This is a genomic window from Oceanobacillus sp. B139/18, from assembly GCF_055524595.1.
Genome location: NZ_JBVFXI010000001.1, coordinates 855,220 through 872,683, shown reverse-complemented (window position 1 = coordinate 872,683; position 17,464 = coordinate 855,220). Strand labels below are relative to the sequence as shown.

Annotated in this window: 19 protein-coding genes; 3 read left to right on the top strand and 16 right to left on the bottom strand. The window is 39.5% G+C overall.

Annotation, left to right across the window (positions count from 1 at the left end):
• The 8 genes from lysA to ACZSMY_RS04150 all read right to left on the bottom strand — a co-directional run bounded on the left by lysA (window position 1) and on the right by ACZSMY_RS04150 (window position 7,314).
• On the bottom strand, window positions 1-1,326 hold the full coding sequence (lysA, locus tag ACZSMY_RS04185; protein ID WP_042534232.1) for a diaminopimelate decarboxylase: 1,326 nt from the start codon (window positions 1,324-1,326) through the stop codon (window positions 1-3).
• Window positions 1,327-1,545: 219 nt separating this feature from the next.
• Window positions 1,546-3,018, bottom strand: coding sequence for a spore germination protein (locus ACZSMY_RS04180; RefSeq protein ID WP_042534234.1), 1,473 nt, complete (start codon window positions 3,016-3,018; stop codon window positions 1,546-1,548).
• Between the two features lie 121 nt (window positions 3,019-3,139).
• Entirely contained in the window at window positions 3,140-3,568 is a 429-nt protein-coding gene (locus ACZSMY_RS04175; RefSeq protein ID WP_042534236.1) for a stage V sporulation protein AB, read from the bottom strand.
• On the bottom strand, window positions 3,546-4,163 hold the full coding sequence (locus ACZSMY_RS04170) for a stage V sporulation protein AA (protein WP_042534238.1): 618 nt from the start codon (window positions 4,161-4,163) through the stop codon (window positions 3,546-3,548). Before ACZSMY_RS04170 ends, ACZSMY_RS04175 begins: the two co-directional genes overlap by 23 nt.
• 224 nt (window positions 4,164-4,387) lie before the next feature.
• The gene (gene sigF / locus ACZSMY_RS04165) at window positions 4,388-5,140 is read right to left on the bottom strand and encodes an RNA polymerase sporulation sigma factor SigF (protein ID WP_042534240.1); all 753 of its coding nucleotides are present in this window, start codon (window positions 5,138-5,140) and stop codon (window positions 4,388-4,390) included.
• 10 nt (window positions 5,141-5,150) lie between these two features.
• Window positions 5,151-5,591, bottom strand: coding sequence for an anti-sigma F factor (spoIIAB, locus tag ACZSMY_RS04160; RefSeq protein WP_042534241.1), 441 nt, complete (start codon window positions 5,589-5,591; stop codon window positions 5,151-5,153).
• A complete protein-coding gene (spoIIAA, locus tag ACZSMY_RS04155) occupies window positions 5,588-5,941 on the bottom strand; it encodes an anti-sigma F factor antagonist (protein ID WP_042534242.1) in 354 nt (117 codons plus the stop codon). Before spoIIAA ends, spoIIAB begins: the two co-directional genes overlap by 4 nt.
• A gap of 194 nt (window positions 5,942-6,135) precedes the next feature.
• On the bottom strand, window positions 6,136-7,314 hold the full coding sequence (locus ACZSMY_RS04150) for a D-alanyl-D-alanine carboxypeptidase family protein (RefSeq protein ID WP_042534244.1): 1,179 nt from the start codon (window positions 7,312-7,314) through the stop codon (window positions 6,136-6,138).
• 165 nt (window positions 7,315-7,479) lie between these two features.
• Here ACZSMY_RS04150 and ACZSMY_RS04145 point away from each other — a divergent pair, with 165 nt between their 5' ends.
• Complete coding sequence (locus ACZSMY_RS04145) at window positions 7,480-8,202, top strand: 3-ketoacyl-ACP reductase (RefSeq protein ID WP_256704727.1); 723 nt, start codon at window positions 7,480-7,482, stop codon at window positions 8,200-8,202.
• A 67-nt stretch (window positions 8,203-8,269) separates the two neighbouring features.
• Here ACZSMY_RS04145 and ACZSMY_RS04140 read toward each other — a convergent pair whose 3' ends face one another.
• The 4 genes from ACZSMY_RS04140 to ACZSMY_RS04125 all read right to left on the bottom strand — a co-directional run bounded on the left by ACZSMY_RS04140 (window position 8,270) and on the right by ACZSMY_RS04125 (window position 11,987).
• Window positions 8,270-9,562 (bottom strand): pyrimidine-nucleoside phosphorylase, encoded by a 1,293-nt coding sequence (locus ACZSMY_RS04140; RefSeq protein WP_042534248.1) that lies wholly within the window; start codon window positions 9,560-9,562, stop codon window positions 8,270-8,272.
• A gap of 18 nt (window positions 9,563-9,580) precedes the next feature.
• Window positions 9,581-10,759, bottom strand: coding sequence for a phosphopentomutase (gene deoB / locus ACZSMY_RS04135; protein ID WP_256704728.1), 1,179 nt, complete (start codon window positions 10,757-10,759; stop codon window positions 9,581-9,583).
• Window positions 10,760-10,896: 137 nt separating this feature from the next.
• The gene (gene xerD / locus ACZSMY_RS04130) at window positions 10,897-11,787 is read right to left on the bottom strand and encodes a site-specific tyrosine recombinase XerD (RefSeq protein ID WP_465147474.1); all 891 of its coding nucleotides are present in this window, start codon (window positions 11,785-11,787) and stop codon (window positions 10,897-10,899) included.
• A gap of 2 nt (window positions 11,788-11,789) precedes the next feature.
• A complete protein-coding gene (locus ACZSMY_RS04125; protein ID WP_042534254.1) occupies window positions 11,790-11,987 on the bottom strand; it encodes a DUF4227 family protein in 198 nt (65 codons plus the stop codon).
• A 238-nt stretch (window positions 11,988-12,225) separates the two neighbouring features.
• Between ACZSMY_RS04125 and ACZSMY_RS04120 the strand changes: the two genes are divergently transcribed.
• A complete protein-coding gene (locus ACZSMY_RS04120) occupies window positions 12,226-13,086 on the top strand; it encodes a fructosamine kinase family protein (RefSeq protein ID WP_256704730.1) in 861 nt (286 codons plus the stop codon).
• Window positions 13,087-13,224: 138 nt separating this feature from the next.
• On the opposite strand, the gene fur is transcribed toward ACZSMY_RS04120, so the two are convergent.
• From fur to ACZSMY_RS04105, 3 genes are all read right to left on the bottom strand, one after another.
• The gene (gene fur, locus ACZSMY_RS04115; RefSeq protein WP_042534256.1) at window positions 13,225-13,701 is read right to left on the bottom strand and encodes a ferric iron uptake transcriptional regulator; all 477 of its coding nucleotides are present in this window, start codon (window positions 13,699-13,701) and stop codon (window positions 13,225-13,227) included.
• Between the two features lie 202 nt (window positions 13,702-13,903).
• Window positions 13,904-14,548 (bottom strand): stage II sporulation protein M, encoded by a 645-nt coding sequence (spoIIM, locus tag ACZSMY_RS04110; RefSeq protein ID WP_042534257.1) that lies wholly within the window; start codon window positions 14,546-14,548, stop codon window positions 13,904-13,906.
• Window positions 14,549-14,673: 125 nt separating this feature from the next.
• A complete protein-coding gene (locus tag ACZSMY_RS04105; RefSeq protein WP_042534259.1) occupies window positions 14,674-15,216 on the bottom strand; it encodes an NUDIX hydrolase in 543 nt (180 codons plus the stop codon).
• A 389-nt stretch (window positions 15,217-15,605) separates the two neighbouring features.
• Here ACZSMY_RS04105 and ACZSMY_RS04100 point away from each other — a divergent pair, with 389 nt between their 5' ends.
• Window positions 15,606-16,526: an aldo/keto reductase gene (locus ACZSMY_RS04100; RefSeq protein WP_042534261.1), complete on the top strand. Its 921-nt coding sequence runs from the start codon at window positions 15,606-15,608 to the stop codon at window positions 16,524-16,526.
• Window positions 16,527-16,648: 122 nt separating this feature from the next.
• Here ACZSMY_RS04100 and ACZSMY_RS04095 read toward each other — a convergent pair whose 3' ends face one another.
• A complete protein-coding gene (locus ACZSMY_RS04095; RefSeq protein ID WP_042534263.1) occupies window positions 16,649-17,455 on the bottom strand; it encodes an SDR family NAD(P)-dependent oxidoreductase in 807 nt (268 codons plus the stop codon).
• Between the last annotated feature and the right edge of the window lie 9 nt (window positions 17,456-17,464).

The window sequence follows — 17,464 nt, the reverse complement described above, 5'->3', positions numbered from 1 at the left end:
TCAAGTAAAGCTCTTTATCCCATCATAAGACAGATCATTTTTAACAATATCTTGATATGTTTCTCTCTTGACGACAAGGTGATCCTGCCCTTCTTCAATAAACACAACAGCAGGTTTGGTCAAACGATTGTAATGGCTTGCCATCGAGTAATTATACGCTCCTGTCGAGAATACAGCCAGGATATCCTTATCTTCAATACGCGGCACTGGAAGGTCCCAAATCAGCATATCGCCAGATTCACAGCACTTCCCTGCAATAGAAACTTCTTTTTCCGGACTGGCTTCCGGACGATTTGCAATCACCGCATCATATTTTGATTGGTATAGTGCAGGGCGAATATTATCTGTCATCCCGCCATCAATGGAATAATATTCTCTCACACCAGGAATTTTTTTGTTAGATCCGATTGTATATAACGTAATTCCTGCATCGCCTACAATGGAGCGGCCGGGCTCAATCCAAATCTCTGGAAATTTCATCTTATATTTATCGCAATTTTCTTCCACGCTGTCAATCATATCTTTCACATATTCCGCCAGCGGAAGCGGCTGGTCATCTTCGGTATAACGAATGCCGAATCCTCCACCTAAATTTAACACATCCGCTTCAAATTTGTATTTCTGCTTCCAATCTTCCAGCTTAGCAAAAAGGATAGCCGTTGCTGCTCGAAAACCATTTGTTTCAAATATTTGTGAACCAATATGACAGTGAAGGCCTTTCAGGTGGATTCTCGGATGTCCCAACACCTTCTTAAGAGCAGCTTCTGCCTGTCCATTTTGCAGGTCGAACCCAAATTTAGAGTCTTCATTCCCTGTCATAATGTATTTATGCGTCTTTGATTCCACACCAGGGGTTACCCGGAATAACACATCCATCGTTTTCTCCTGTTTGATAAGCTCTTGGTCCAACAGTGCAATATCATGAAAATTATCAATCACGATACAGCCGATGTCATGCTCCACAGCCATCGCGATTTCCTTTTCATTCTTATTATTTCCATGCATATGAATTCTTTCAGCAGGAAACTCTGCTTGAAGTGCTGTATATAATTCACCTTCAGAAATCACGTCTAGACATAGTCCTTCCTGTTTGGCAACCTGTAGCATCGCAATAGTTGAAAAGGCCTTGCTCGCATAAGCAACCCTTCCGGTAATTCCAGCATCACGAAATGCTTGTACAAAAGCTCTGGCATGCTTTCGGATCATTTCTACATCGTAGACATATAAAGGTGTTCCATATTTTTCTGCTAATTCGATGGTGTCCACACCACCAATTTCTAAATGTCCCTTTGTATTGACGGTAAAGGGGTGTGCATCAAGTATCATTCTTTTTCCCCCATTGTTTAAATAATTAAATACTTTATCACAAGACAGTAAATAATGAAAGCAAAAAACAATACTTCAGCCAGAAGGAGATGAAACAATCAATAAGCTGTCATAAACAAAGGTTGAGGGATTGCTGTATTTCCTTTTCGCAGTCCCTCCATTTTACAGGCGGCAAGTAACTGGAAACCGATCATGCCCCTGTCTTTTTGAATAATCGTTTCAAGGACGGCGATAGTTATTACGAGGATGTACAATACTCGGGCGATGTTTGTTATTCGGAACCGGCATCCGAAATATAATTTGTTTCATTGCATTTAAGTTAAAAGGAAGCAGAGGCCACATATACGGCGTTCTCATCGATCTGATCTGAACAATAAAAAATATATAAAGGGTGATTCCAATCATATAGCCGGGAAAACCGAATAATCCTACCGCAAGGACCAGAATAATTGTAACTACCTTATTCGCAACACTTAACTCGTAACTTGGTGTCACATAATTTCCAATAGCAGCCGTTGAAATGTATAAAATAACCTCTGGCGAAAACAATCCGACCTCAATCGCTATTTCCCCAATTAAAACAGCTGCAATTAATCCCATCGCTGTGGATAAAGGAGTCGGGGTGTGTATCGCTGCCATTCTTAAGAATTCAATCCCTATCGTTGCAATAATAATCTGAACGGTTATTGGAATGTTCCCTTCATCATTGGGCCCGATAAAACTTAATTTATCCGGCAGCAAAGACGGTTCAACCGCAAACAGAAGCCAGGTCGGCAAAAGAAATAATGCAGCCAGCACAGCAAGAAAGCGAATAAAACGAATACATGTACCGATTGTCGGCACTTGCCGATATTCTTCCGCATGCTGCAAGTGATGAAAAAAAGTTGTTGGAATAATAATGGCACTGGGAGAAGTATCGACAAATATAATGACGTGACCTTCTAATAAATGACTTGTCGCTACATCTGGTCTCTCTGTATATCGAACCAGCGGATATATATTCCATTTTTTAACCAGTAAAAATTCTTCTAATGATTTATCAGACATCGACATACCATCGACCTGAATTTTTCCAATCAGATTTTTTAAGTGCTTTACTAAATTCGGATTAGCTATATCTTCAATGTAGGTGATACAAACATCTGTTTTCGAACGTTCGCCAACCTTCATCATTTCATTCCGCAAACTTTCATCCCGCAAGCGTCTTCTGGTGAGCGCTGTGTTTTCTACAATATTTTCTGTATACCCATCTCTTGATCCACGAATGACTTTCTCTGTATCCGGTTCTTCTGGAGTTCTTCCGGGATAATTACGCACATCAATAATTTGTGCATATTCTTTTCCATCAATAAATACAGCTATCAGACCGCTGAGTACTTCATCAACTGCTTCATCCATTGTTTGAACATGTTCTACCTGCTGATGGACCAGCCGGTTTTCAATGATTTTTCCAATCTTGTCACTTTCTGATTCATTATCATTGATTTCAACCATTACTCTTAAAATCTGTTGTACAACGGAGGTATCCGTAAGACCATTTACATAGTACATCTGGATACGCTGATTCAGGACGACTGTCTCCCTGTAGCCCAAATCATACGATTTTTCTAAGCCTACCCTCTTTTTCATATACGCATAGATATCATCAATATGAGGAGAGATTGGGCTCTTTTTTTCTTTATCTGTCTGCATGTAATCACCTTCTGTTTGTCAGCTTATATTGGAAAAGCAAAACTGTTTTGCGTCTCAGCTTCTTGTTTGGAAGCTTAAATTATCAAGAATTAATAATTTTGGATAAAAAACCTGCTGTATTTTACCGGACAAAATAAACCCACTGAAACAGCGAACCAAATACTTTACCCAGCATCAGGGCCATCATAAATAAAATCACATAGCCGTCCATACCTATCCTCCGTGAGAGAATCGGGAAAACATTTAATACTTCTGTTAATGCTGCAGCAAGCATTCCGTTAAAAATGCCATGAAATAATCCCCATAGCATCAATGCAAACACAGATTGTGATGTGGAAATAGGAGCAAAAGAGAAATAAGTCCCGATTAATAACCCAATAATAACTGCCGCTCCATAAACTTTGATGTATTTCTCTGTCTTGCTTAATTGAATCAGTCTCGGAATAATCCCCAATACCGTAATAAAAGCAACAAAACCCGCACCCACTGCAACCCCGCTGCTGAAGCCAATAAAAATTTGCAGGATATTAAGAAGAATTTCTTGGATCATTCAATTCATTTTCCATTGTATTGATATACTGCTGTAAATCCTGCTGATAATTAAAAATTTCTACTTCCAGCGGACTTGGCTCTTCATTAAATCTTTTTTTAAACCAGTGATTAAAAAAAAGAATGGTTCCTACGCCGAGACCTAATGAATAAGGAATCTGAATCCATAAAGGATACTCATTTTCGGTGCCAGTCAGGAGAAAATGCAGTTTTTGCTGGACGGGCTGCATGCTTACATCATAATGAAAGTTCATAATAGTCATTGCCGATCCGACAAACAGCAGCAGCCAGACAAATGTAAGAACCAAAGGATGGGTTGCTTTTTTACGCGGTTCAATTTGTATCAGCGTTTGTTCCGGTCCGAGCAGCTGAAATTCAATATCGGAATATTCCTTTGTAAGGTGATCAATTACCAAAAAGCTGTCAATTACCAAGATATTTTTATCTTTTTTGGATAGGCGGTAAATCGACGTATCTTCCAATAATTCCTTTTTGTTTGACTGTGTGGATATATAAGCAATATCTTTTAGTTTGAGCTCCTGCCATGTTTCTAGGACTATTTTTTTCCGCATTCTTATATATACAAGCTCTGCCATGGTTAACTCACCCTTATCTTCATTTCCTTAACCAATAGTATTTGTTAAAAGAGAACAAAATATAAGCCTTAAATGTAAAACAAGGCTTTACTCAGCGGGAGTCTTACAAAAGTTCTTCGATGTGAGGAATAATCGCAGTCCTAGTCCCAGCTAGTTACACTGCGATAAATACAATTGAACGAAAAAAAGCTTATCTGTGTGAGTCACACAAATAAGCTTTCCTCTTAGCCTGCATCCATATTTTTTTTCATATCCTCTAAAATCTTTTTCTCCAGTCTAGATACCTGTACCTGAGAAATTCCGAGCCTTTCAGCCACTTCGGTCTGTGTCTGGTCTTTATAATATCGTAGGTAAATAATTAACCTTTCCCGTTCAGTAAGCGATCGTACGGCTTCCTGAATGGATAATTTCTCAAACCATCTGGAGTCCTGCTCCGCGATTTGGTCTAATAAAGTAATGGAATCTCCATCACTTTCATAGACCGTTTCATGAATGGATTGGGGTGATTTTGCCGCCTCTTGTGCATGTACAATTTCTTCTGGTTCCAGCTCTAAAGCTTCTGCCAGCTCATTTACAGATGGAGAACGACCTAAATCTTTCGACATTTCTTCCCGTTTGCGGCGGATTTTATTCCCCATCTCCTTCAGAGATCGGCTGACCTTCACACTGCCATCATCACGAATAAAACGTTGTATCTCTCCAATAATCATGGGAACGGCATAGGTAGAAAATTTAACATTATAGGATAAATCAAATTTATCCACTGCTTTAATCAGCCCAATGCTCCCAATTTGAAATAAGTCATCTGGATCATATCCCCGATTAACAAATCGCTGCACAACAGACCAGACAAGCCGGACATTTCGGCGGATCAGCTCTTCTCTTGCTTCGTTATCACCGGATTGGCTTAACCGGATCATTTTCTTTACCTGCTCATTGGAAAGCTGCTCTCTTTCCTCCGTTTTATGAATATTCACGACAGAGACCTTAATTATATACCGTTTTTGATTTGGATAATTGCTTTTTCATATAAACGGAAGTCCCTTTTTCAGGAGCAGAAATGACTTCCACGGTATCCATGAAATTTTCAATAATCGTAAAACCCATGCCGGATCGTTCCATTTCTGGCTTTGATGTATATAAAGGTTCCCTTGCTTCATCAATGTTTAAAATACCTTGTCCCTCATCACGGATGGTCAGCTCTATTTCTCCATCGTATAGAACGCAGTCAATATATACCTTATGATGCGGTTCGCTTCCATAGCCATGAATGATGGCATTTGTCACTGCTTCCGAAACAACGGTTTTAATTTCTGTTAATTCCTCCATTGTCGGGTCCAGCTGTGTGATAAAAGATGCGACAGCAACTCTGGCAAAAGCCTCATTTTCACTGATACTTGAAAAAGAAAAAGACATTTCATTTCTCATGATGTCACCCCCAAGCCTTGAAGTGCGCGTTCTTCATTTTCTTCTAAACGTATAATTTTGTAAAAGCCTGACATATCAAATAGACGATGCAGTGAAGGAGACACAGAACAAAGAACCATCTCTCCTCCCAATTGAACAATTTCTTTATAACGTCCTAAAACAACCCCCAGCCCAGAACTGTCCATGAAACTAACTCCGTTTAGATTCAAGATGATATGTTTAATGGAATGCATATAAATCCAATCCTTCCACGTATCTCTCAATCCTTCTGCCTCATGATGATCCAGCTCACCTTCCATACGTACAATCAGCACATCGCCTCTTACTTCAAATGTTGTTTGTAATCCCATGTGCAAATGCTCCTCCTCTTTGTTGTGAAATAGTTGTGTTTTTGCTTAAAATACATGTTCAGAAAGTCCGGGAAAGAGAACAGGAAATTTCTTTCTCAAGCTCTTTTTACAGACTTTCGGAACGTCCTTAGTTAGTGTATTCTCTAAACAAATGACTATTTCCTGCTACTCGACAAAAGAAGTGGAAATCCGTGTTAATCGGCTGCTTTCACCATTTTTTGCATGGTACGTTTTGCTAATTCTAAAACAGATGCTTCGCTGATATCCTCGTTCACAATAAGCGGGGTAGCGTATACAGGCTCATCATTTTCTTTGACGGTGAGCTCTCCAACCACGGTGCCTTTTTTAACTGGGAATTCCCAATTATCCTGAATGGAAACTTCTGTTGTGACAGCTGCTTCTTCCTGCCCTTTTTTCTGCAGGGTATGCACACTCTGTTCAGTAACAATATCAAAATGATGCGGGTCTGCTTTTATTTTGTTGAGCTCCATCACAGTTTCTTCTTTGGCAAAAAGCTGTTCTGTTTTGTAGCTTTGGAATCCATAATCCATTAATCCGGATATCATTTTGTTACGTTCTTTAGGCGTTTCTGCTCCCATAACTACAGCGATAACCCGCATATCATCGCGTTTGGCTGTAGCTGTAAGACAATACTTTGCTTCATTTGTATAACCCGTCTTCATGCCATCTGCCCCCGGGTATGAACGAATCAGCTTATTTGTATTTACCAGCCAAAACTCATTTTCCTCCCCCTGTCGTAAATAATCTTCGTAAATGGATGTATAATTTGTGATATCTTCAAAGTGTAATAATTCTCTCGTCATTACTGCCATATCATAGGCGCTGCTATAATGATCGGCTGCCGGCAGCCCGGTTGTATTCGCAAAATGAGTATTCTCTAACGCAAGTTCTTCCGCTTTTTTATTCATCGCCCGGACAAATTCCTCTTCTGTTCCAGCAATCTTCTCTGCCATGGCAACACTGGCATCATTTCCGGAAGCAATCGCGATTCCTTTTATCAGATCATCAACTGACATTTCTTCCCCTGCCTCCAAAAATACCTGTGACCCTCCCATTGAAGCAGCATATTCACTGACGACAACAATGTCTTCTTTGGAGATTTCCTCTTTTTCTAAAGCTTCCATAATAAGAAGCAAGGTCATTATTTTAGTCATACTGGCTGGCGGTAATTGTTCATGCGCATCTTTATCAAACAATACGGTGCCTGTGTTTTGTTCGATTAAAACACTGGATAACGCATCCTCAGCTAACTTTGTTTCTTCTTTGTTCTCTTCATTCGCTAAAACAGTTGAATAGTTAAAAAATATCGTTCCAATAAGTAATCCAATCATGCATAAGATTCGTCTCTTCATACTGCTTCCCTCCAAATTACAATAATACTGTTAGGATTTCCATATTGACGCTATTTCATACTATTTTTTTGATTAACAAATGAAGGAGAGAGCATCTTTTTTGTTGTTCAGCAAACTCTCATCTATACTAGGATGAGAATTGGGATAAAGAAGGGAGTTTTGGAAATGAGTCAAGATATCAGGGGAAAAATTGCTTATATAACTGGCGGAAGCAGCGGAATTGGCAAAGCGACTGCGCGCCAATTAGCAAAAGAAGGCGTTCATCTAGGTTTAATTGCCAGAAACCAGGAAAAGCTGGAGAATGTCCAAAAGGGATTAGAAAATGAAGGTATTTCTGTTGTCACCTGCAGTGCGGATATTTCGAAGCATGACCAAGTCAAATCTGCGGTTCAGACGCTAGAACAGCAATTAGGCAAAGCAGATATTTTGATTAATAATGCAGCAATAAGCGATTACGGTAATTTTCAGGATATGGATGAGGAAGTATGGAAGCATATTTTTGAAGTGAATGTTTTTGGAACATATCATATGCTGAAGGAAGTGCTGCCGCATCTTGTCAGCAAGCAAAAAGGAGACATTATCAACATTTCTTCCAGCAATGGATTAAAAGCAACCGCAGGCTCAACTGCCTACAGCGCATCTAAATTTGCTATTCAGGGCATGTCAGAAGCATTGATGCAGGAGGTACGCAGAGAAAACATCCGTGTATTTACCATGAACCCCAGCTTAGTCGCAACTGAGCTAGCTTTTGGCGATGAATTAGAAGAAAAGAACGAAGATAAGTTTATGCAGCCGGAAGATATCGCCGAATATATCGCAGCTCAATTAAAATTAAATCAGCGTATTTTTATTAAGCAATCTGCACAATGGGCGACCAATCCATTTTAAAAAAAGAAAAAAAGAGCTTTAGACACTATACAGTGATTTCTAAAGCTCTTTTTCCACTCATCTCTATTTAATGGATAACACCAATAACACTTGGATTTACTTGAACGGGAGTTTCTGTAATTGTAATTGCATCCTTTATTTTCTGAATGACAGCTGCATTATCTTCTATATTAGTATGGATGGTTGCAAGCTTATCGCCAGCCTCCAGCTTATCACCCAGCTTTACATGAAAGGTGATTCCTACTTGATGATCGATTTGATCATCCTTTGTTTTTCTGCCGGCGCCGAGCAGCATAGCAGCCTCTCCCATCTGCTGTGTTTCGACAGAAGAAATATACCCTGCCTTCTCTGCAGTCACATCAATAGATTGCTTTGCTTCGATTTCATGAATACTGGACATATCCCCATCTTGTGCCTCAATAAAGGTAACAAACTTCTCATAAGCATCTCCATTTTGAATCACTTCTTCAACCAATTTTCTGCCTTGTTCTTCCGTCGTTGCTTTTCCGGCCAGATAGACCATTTGCGCAGCAATCTCTACAGAGACATCATATAAATCCTGACTATATTCCTGGTCACGTAATAATTTTACTGCCTCCAGCACTTCATTTCCATTACCGATTTCTGTGCCAAGAGGCTGATCCATATTAGTTAAAACAGCCACGGTTTCCCGATTTAACTTTTTCCCGATGGCAACCATTGTTTCCGCAAGCTTCCTTGCTTCCTCTTCTGTTTTCATAAAAGCGCCATTGCCGACTTTAATATCTAATACGATGGCATCTGCTCCGGAGGCTATTTTCTTACTCATGATGGAGCTTGCAATTAATGGAATAGAGTCAACCGTACCTGTCACATCTCTTAAAGCATAAATCTTTTTATCCGCAGGTACTAAATTCCCTGATTGTCCGACCAGCGCGATACCTAATTCTTGTACCTGCTCTTTAAACCTGTCTAACGGAAGCTCTGTATGAAACCCTTTAATCGATTCCAGCTTATCTACTGTTCCGCCGGTATGACCGAGCCCGCGTCCGCTCATTTTTGCAAAAGGGATGCCTAAGGACGTGATAATCGGAGCGACTACTAAACTGACCTTGTCCCCTACGCCGCCAGTAGAGTGTTTGTCTACAACTGTGGTATTTAAAAAGGATAAATCAATGGTTTCCCCAGACTTCACCATGAAGTCTGTAAGTGCAGAGGTCTCATCACTGTTTAAACCTTGAAAATACACGGCCATCAACCAGCTTGCGATTTGATAATCCGGTATCGTATCATTGACATATCCATCTATCATATACTCGATTTCTTCATAAGATAATGCTTCTCCGTATTTTTTCTTATTGATTATCTCTACCGTATTCATGTTAATCGCCCTCTCTATTTATTTAATATCGTCTAAAAAGCTCGTACCATGTTCCGGTAATGTAATATTAAAATTGTCTGCAATGGTTGCACCGATATCCGCAAAGGTTGTCCTGACCGGAAGCTCTTTCCCTTCTTCAATACCTATGTGGTAAACAAGCAGCGGCACATATTCGCGGGTATGATCCGTTCCGTGATGTATCGGATCATTTCCGTGGTCAGCTGTAATAATCAATAAATCATCTTCCTGCAGCTGATCAAGTATTTCCGGCAGCTGTTTATCATAGGTCTCCAGCGCTTTTCCATATCCCATTGGATCTCTGCGATGGCCATACTTTGCATCGAAATCAACCAGGTTAAGGAAGCTTAAGCCGGTGAATTCCTTTTTCAACGTATCACTTAATTTCACCATTCCATCATCGTTATCCTTTGTACGGACTGCCTCTGTCACTCCTTCCCCATCATAAATATCAGATATCTTCCCAAGTGCGATAACGTCAATTCCGGCATCTTTTAATTCATTCATCACTGTGCGCCCAAAAGGTTTTAACGCGTAGTCATGTCTGTTGGATGTACGTTCAAAAGCCCCCGGCTCTCCTACGAACGGACGGGCAATGACACGCCCTACCATATACTTCTCATCCAGCGTGAGCTCTCTGGCAATTTCACAAATCTGGTACAATTCATCGATTGGAACCACATCCTCATGAGCAGCAATCTGCAGAACAGAATCTGCAGATGTGTACACAATCAAGCTGCCCGTTTCGACATGTTCTTTTCCAAGCTCTACTAATATTTCTGTTCCAGATGCCGGTTTATTGCCAATTACTTTTCTTCCAGTCTTTTCTTCTAATGCTTGAATAAGCTCATCTGGGAATCCATCCGGGAACGTTCGGAATGGCTGGTCAATACGGAGTCCCATAATTTCCCAATGACCAGTCATGGTATCTTTTCCATTAGAAGCCTCCTGCATTTTTGTATAATGTGCTTTAGGCTTGTCCGCCGGAGCAATCCCTTTAATTTCACGAATATTGCTCAGGCCTAGGCTTCCCATCGTCGGCATATCCAGCCCATTCATTTCTTCTGCAATATGGCCTAGTGTATCCGCTCCCAAATCATCAAACTTCGCGGCGTCCGGTGCCTCTCCAACCCCTACTGAATCCATGACAATTAAAAATACACGTTTAAATGATTTCATTTGTATCTACCTCCTATGTACTATATTCCCGAAACTATGGTTCCGTATGATATTTATTATAGATGTTAGATGTCTGACAACAAAAGGTCAATGAAATTTTTGCTGATACACTTTTTTTACATTTAATAAAGATAAAATTAAGCTCTCGGATGATAAGATTGATAGATATCCTTCAGCCTAGCTTTCGTTACATGCGTATAAATTTGTGTTGTCGATATATCCGCATGTCCAAGCATCTCTTGTACAATTCTTAGATCTACTCCGTTTTCCAATAGATGGGTGGCGAAAGAATGCCTTAAAGTATGCGGAGTGATTGTCTTATGAATATCAGCTTTTATAGCCAATCCCTTTAAAATTTTCCAAAATCCCTGTCTGCTTAAAGGACGGCCATGCTGATTTAAAAAAAGTGCACTCTCCTGTTTGTTTTTCTTCACAAGCTCTTTTCTCGCCGTTTGTATATAATCTTCCAGAGTCTTTCTGGCTGTGTCTCCCAGTGGAACAATCCTTTCTTTCGAGCCTTTCCCCATACATTGGACAAAGCCCATCGTCAAGTGTAAATCCTCCAGTTTTAAGCCTATCATTTCAGATACACGCAAGCCCGTGGCATATAATAATTCTAGCATTGCCTTATTGCGCAGTGACAGCGGTGTTGCAGTGTTTATGCTTAATAATCGATCTACTTCCTCCTGAGAAAGTGTATCCGGAAGCTTCCGGTCTTTTTTCGGAGTTTCAATATGCAGACTGGGATCTGTATCAGCAATTCTCTCCCGTATTAAAAATTGGTGAAAGGATCTGATAGAAGAAATATGCCTCGAAATCGTAGCAGTCGACTTACCGCTGTCTTTTAGCTCATACAAAAAGCGCATAATATCATTTCGGGTGATTTCATTCCAAACATTATAGCCGATTTGGGTCAAATGTTTCTCGTAAGCAGTAAGATCTCTCTGATAGGAAGTGATGGTATTATCTGACAATCCCTTCTCTACCCGCAGAAAATGAAAAAAATCCTCTAATGCATATTTCAACATATTTATTCCCCTTTCAGAAAATCAAATGGAAACCAGGGAATCCCCTCCTCCACCACCTTAACCGCTGGTCCTTCCGGCAAATCATAACGATGCATTTCTTGAAACTCTTTATATATAAAATGCAGACAAACCGAAAAAAAGCAAGCACCTATCATAAACCAAATAAATATTTTAACAGTTTCCTTAACATGCTTCTCCATACTCTAACCTCCCTGTGCTGTTACGCTGTATCGCAGCCAAACACGTTTATAGTTAGAATATGCAAACAAGCTCTTCAAAAATACAAGAAAAAGATGCGGACAGGAACAAAATCGGTACATCTCCTTCTGTTAATATTATACAATGATTGGAAGCAGAGTTAAACTACAAACACTTTTACACTTTTGTGTCGTCCAGATTTTTGCCATACTAAAATTAATCAAAAAGGAGGTCTTACAGGTGCTTGAAGAAAAATTAAAACAATTAGGTGACAACTCCGCTATCGAAACAAAGACGCCCATTTCCGGCGGCGATATTAATCAGGCTTACTATGTAAAAACCGGAAAGCAGGAATATTTTATAAAAGCGAATCAAAGTGCAGCCAGTGATTTTTTTCAAATAGAAGTAAATGGACTGGAAAAAATTCGTTCGACACAGACAATTGCTGTACCGGAAGTATACTACTTTGATAATTCCGCCGGAAATGAAGAAATGATGCTGATCATGGAGTGGATTGAGGGAGAAGAAACTGCAGCTGCAGAGCAGCATTTAGGCGAACAGCTGGCCTCGATGCATTTAGTCGGCGGCTCCACAGCATATGGTTTAGATCAGTTAACTTATGTTGGAAAATTAACTCAGTCAAATGAGTGGTACACCAATTGGGTGGATTATTATCGTGAGCATCGGCTTCAGCCCCAGTTAGATTTGGCGGTGCAGTACAATCGGATGAACCAAAATAGACGTTTAAAACTAGAGGCATTGATTCGTGATTTAGATCTTTATCTCCCCAGTCAGCCTAAGGTTTCCTTATTACACGGTGATTTATGGGGAGGCAATTGGATTATAGGGGGCGCAGGACAGCCTTATCTGATTGATCCCTCTATACTTTACGGGGACCATTTATTTGAACTAGCTTTCACGGAACTCTTTGGTGGGTTTTCCAATACGTTTTATTCGCAATATCAGGAAGCAATGCCACTAGCTGATTATTATCAGGACGTGAAGCCGATTTACCAGCTTTTCCATTTGCTTGTTCATTTAAATATGTTTGGCGAGGTCTATGGCGGCAGCGTAGATCGCATTTTAAAAAGATATATTTGATTTTCTTCACCGCCTCAGCCCGGCGGCAGTATGTAATGACATTCTGCCGCCGGCTATCCCTGTTGCTGATCAATATGTATTTTGCTCCAAATAAAAATAAAACCTTTCTCTCCCGGAAAAAGGTTTTACTCTCATTACTTATGTTGCTTTTTGAACATCTTCTTTTTCTGCTGCAGCTGCTTTTTGACATTGGCGACAAATCCCATGAAAGGTTAAGCGATGATCCTTCACCTCAAAGCCCCAGTCATTTTCAACGATTTGTTCTACTTCACCTAATAAATCATTTTCAATCTCTTCAACAGAGCCGCATTCAATACATACTAAATGATGATGGAAATGCTTTGCGCCTTCTTTACGCAAATCATATCTGGATACACCATCACCAAAATTAATTTTGTCTACTATTTTCAATTCGGATAATAATTCTAATGTACGATAAACGGTTGCCAGACCAATTTCTGGTGATTTCTCCTTTACAAGAAGATACACATCCTCCGCACTTAAGTGATCGTCTTCTCTTTCCAGAAGCACTCGAACCGTAGCTTCCCTTTGGGGAGTTAATTTGTAGCTATGCGAATGTAGCTGTTTTTTTATTTTTTCAATCCGGTGTTCCATGGATAGTCGCCTCCCTCACTCTACATTTTTATTATATGCATCTATCTTCCATGTGTCAAAGGTATTCTCAATTGTTAATAATAATTATTATAAAATAACATAAATTATTATATTAAAACAAATACCTTTTATCAAGCAATAAGCAAGTAATGTAAAATGTAAAGGAGTTAAGATAAAGATACTTTATTCTCCCGCAGGAGGATTATCCATGGTACCTCTCTATCCATTCTAACAGAAGTGTATTTGACAGATAAGCTTCCATCAATGCTGCTAATGCTGTACATACAATTAAAATTGCAAAAGTGATAAGCAATCTTATAAAAGGCGGCCATACTTCCTGGTACTGATGCTTTAATAAAAGCTTCTGCCATAAACCAATTGAAAATATCATAGCCACACTTCCTGCAATGATATATATAGGAATAATCAATAGGTTTTGAGGAGCAATCGATATCGTTGATAAAAGAAGCCCTTGCCCTCCCAGCTGATTGACCATAAAACCGACTGAAAAACCGACAACGAGCCCTTTCATGAATATCATAATCCAAATAATAGGGAGCCCAATCATACTCAATGCCAATAATATAATAAAAGAAAGATACTTAATATGATAAAGAAGACTTTGAATAAATATATCCTGCCGTCCAATAACTTCTCCTTCATTTGTTTGCTGTGTAAAGAACCGTTCCAAGTAAAAGAACAGATTTTGTTTTTGTACAAAATCCATACTATTTACCAAGATAGCCCCGAACACGATGCCTGTCAAAAAAAGAATGGCAGTAAATACATAAATGGTCGTGTGCCGTTTTATATGCCCGATTAATAAATGTTGAGAGGTATTATACATTGAGATCCTCCTGACTTCACTATAGTTCCTATACTTCAAACTATGAGAATCCCTCTTAAAACATACCTATTAATTTTTATCTTTTAATAGAGCAGGTAGAACGCGTCCGGTGAAAACCTTTTTTCTTATTTCGTTAAAGCATGTAAATAAAGAACAGCATAGTTCGTTTTTGCGTCTTGAATACGCCCTTTTTCCACGAGGTCTTTTGCTTCATCTAACGTTACTTCCATGATTTCCACAAATTCATCGTCATCGCCCGCCGGGGGATTTTCCATTTTAATTAAATCATTGGTGACGTAAACATACACCAGTTCATTAGCAAAGCCTGGAGAGGTGTAAAAAGAGGTCACTTGCGAGAGATTAGTTGTTGTATACCCTGTTTCTTCTTCCAGCTCACGGACTGCGGCAGTTAATGGATTTTCATTCTGCTCCAGCTTCCCTGCCGGAATTTCTACTAATGTTCTTTCCAATGGTTTGCGATATTGTTCTACAAGTACAATTTTATTATCTGGTGTAATTGGAATAATCGCTACGGCTCCTGGATGATAGACAAGCTCTCTTTGAGCTGTTTCTCCATTGGGAAGCCGTACCTCATCTAGTTGTACATCAATAATGTTCCCTTCAAATATTTTTTTGGATGTCATTGTTTTTTCTTCAAAACGTTGCATATATGCTACTCCACCTTTTCGTCATTTAGTGCAGGTTAACAGGCTGACCCGCCAGCAGTTTGAACAAGTACTTTTTTATGGACAATCGCCTGTGAAATTCCTGCTGAATGCAATTCCCTTATATGTGTCTTTCCATTCATTTTATTCGCAGAACTCTATTGTAGCAAGTCTATTTCTTTTTTTCTTCTGATTCGATTTCTTTTTTTATGACAAACGGTATTTTATTTCTTAACCATTCATTACTTTCAGACACTGATTATCATTCCCATCCGCCCCACAAACTATTTGATAGAAATGACTTATTTCATTCGTTAAAAAAGTGTATTAATTGTATTCTTTTCTATCACCCTCTACAATATATGCATACCGGATTTACAAGGAGGAATAGCATGAAGAAACGGCAGCTTGGCAAAAGCGATATCGAAATTTCTGATTTAACTCTCGGCTGTATGTCGCTGGGAACAAATGTACAGCAAGGTAAAAAAATGATTGATTATGCGTTAGATAAAGGAATCAATCACTTAGATACGGCAGACCTTTATCACTTTGGCGAGAATGAAAAAATCGTTGGAGAAGCAATAAAGCATCGCAGATCGGATGTAGTTGTGACTACAAAGGTCGGAAACCATTTTGAAAAAGGTAAAGATGATTGGTTCTGGGATCCTTCGAAGAAATATATCCACAAAGCCGTCCGGGATAGTTTACAAAGACTGAATACAGACTATATTGATGTCTACATGCTTCATGGCGGCACATTGGAGGATCCAATCGATGAAACCATAGAAGCTTTTGATGAACTAAAGAAAGATGGTCTAATCCGCACCTATGGTATTTCGTCCATCCGTCCAAATGTTGTCCGGGAATACGCCATCCGCTCCTCTATTGATATTTTAATGACACAGTACAGTCTTTTAGACAGAAGACCAGAGGAAGCCATTCTACCGATTGCAGAAGAAAATAAAATCGGTGTTGTTGCCCGCGGTCCGCTGGCACAGGGGCTACTAAGCAATAAAGCCGATGAAGTTCTCGATAAAAAAGCGGAGGACGGCTACCTCGACTATTCCTACAGCGAATTAAAATCACTTTATTATGAGTTGGAACAGGCGTTGCCGGACAGTTCTCTGCAGCAATTAGCGATGTATTATGCAGCTAATCATCCTGCGATTACGTCAACCGTCTTTGGAGCAAGCTCTCTGGAACAATTAGAAAAAAATATTGCAGTTCACCAATCAATTAACGAAATCACCGATGCAGCTTATCCTATTCTGCAGCAGCTGTCCAAAGCTTCACAGTATGAGCAGCATCGTTAAAAAAGGCGGAGTTTCCGCAACTTCATAAGCCTTTTACAGCATTGCCAAAGAAACAGGTCTGCTTTCACTGAGAGATGATGCTCAGGAAAAGCAGACCTGTTTTATAAGATATACTTACTCTATTATTTTTTATCAAATTGAGATTGAAGGAGTTTCTCCATTAACCCTGGAAATAAGCGATACAGAATACTGCCAGCTTCCATCCACCACGGCATATTGATTTCTCTTCTATTAGAAAATAAAGAATGCACTACCTTTGAAGCTACTTTTTCAGGAGAAAGCATATACTTTTCTACATTCTGCTGGTATTTGCCCTCCTTATCAGCCATCTCAAAAAAGTTTGTTTTCACCGGGCCCAGATTAACAGAAGTGACCGTCAGGCTGCTTCCCCTTGTCTCTTGTCTGAGTACATTTGTAAAGCCCAGCATCGCATGTTTAGACGCAGCATATCCTGCTGCTTTTGGTGTTGGCAATTTTGCAGCCTGAGAAACAATATTAATAATATGCGATTTCCCTTTAAACTGCAGAAAATGTGGCAGGAAGGCTTTTGCATATTGCATCCCTGCTAAAACATTCACCTGAAACATTTCCTCTACCTCATCCATATTTAATTCTTCGATTGAATCAAATACACCAAAGCCTGCATTATTGATTAATCCATGAATACGCTTCTCTGTCTCCAACATATCATTAATCTGTTCTTCAATTGCTTCCCTTGAAAATCTGTCAATGGGATAAACCCTGCAAATGCCGTTATTTGCTTCTATTTCATCTGCTAATTCTTGCAGCAATTCTTGTGACCTTGCGATTAAAATAGGTATGCCGCCATGAGCAGCGATTTCTATAGCAATCCCTCTTCCAATTCCTTTTGATGCACCGGTGACAATAATTTTTTTATCTTTAACAAAATGATTTCTTCCTATTCTCATATTTATCGA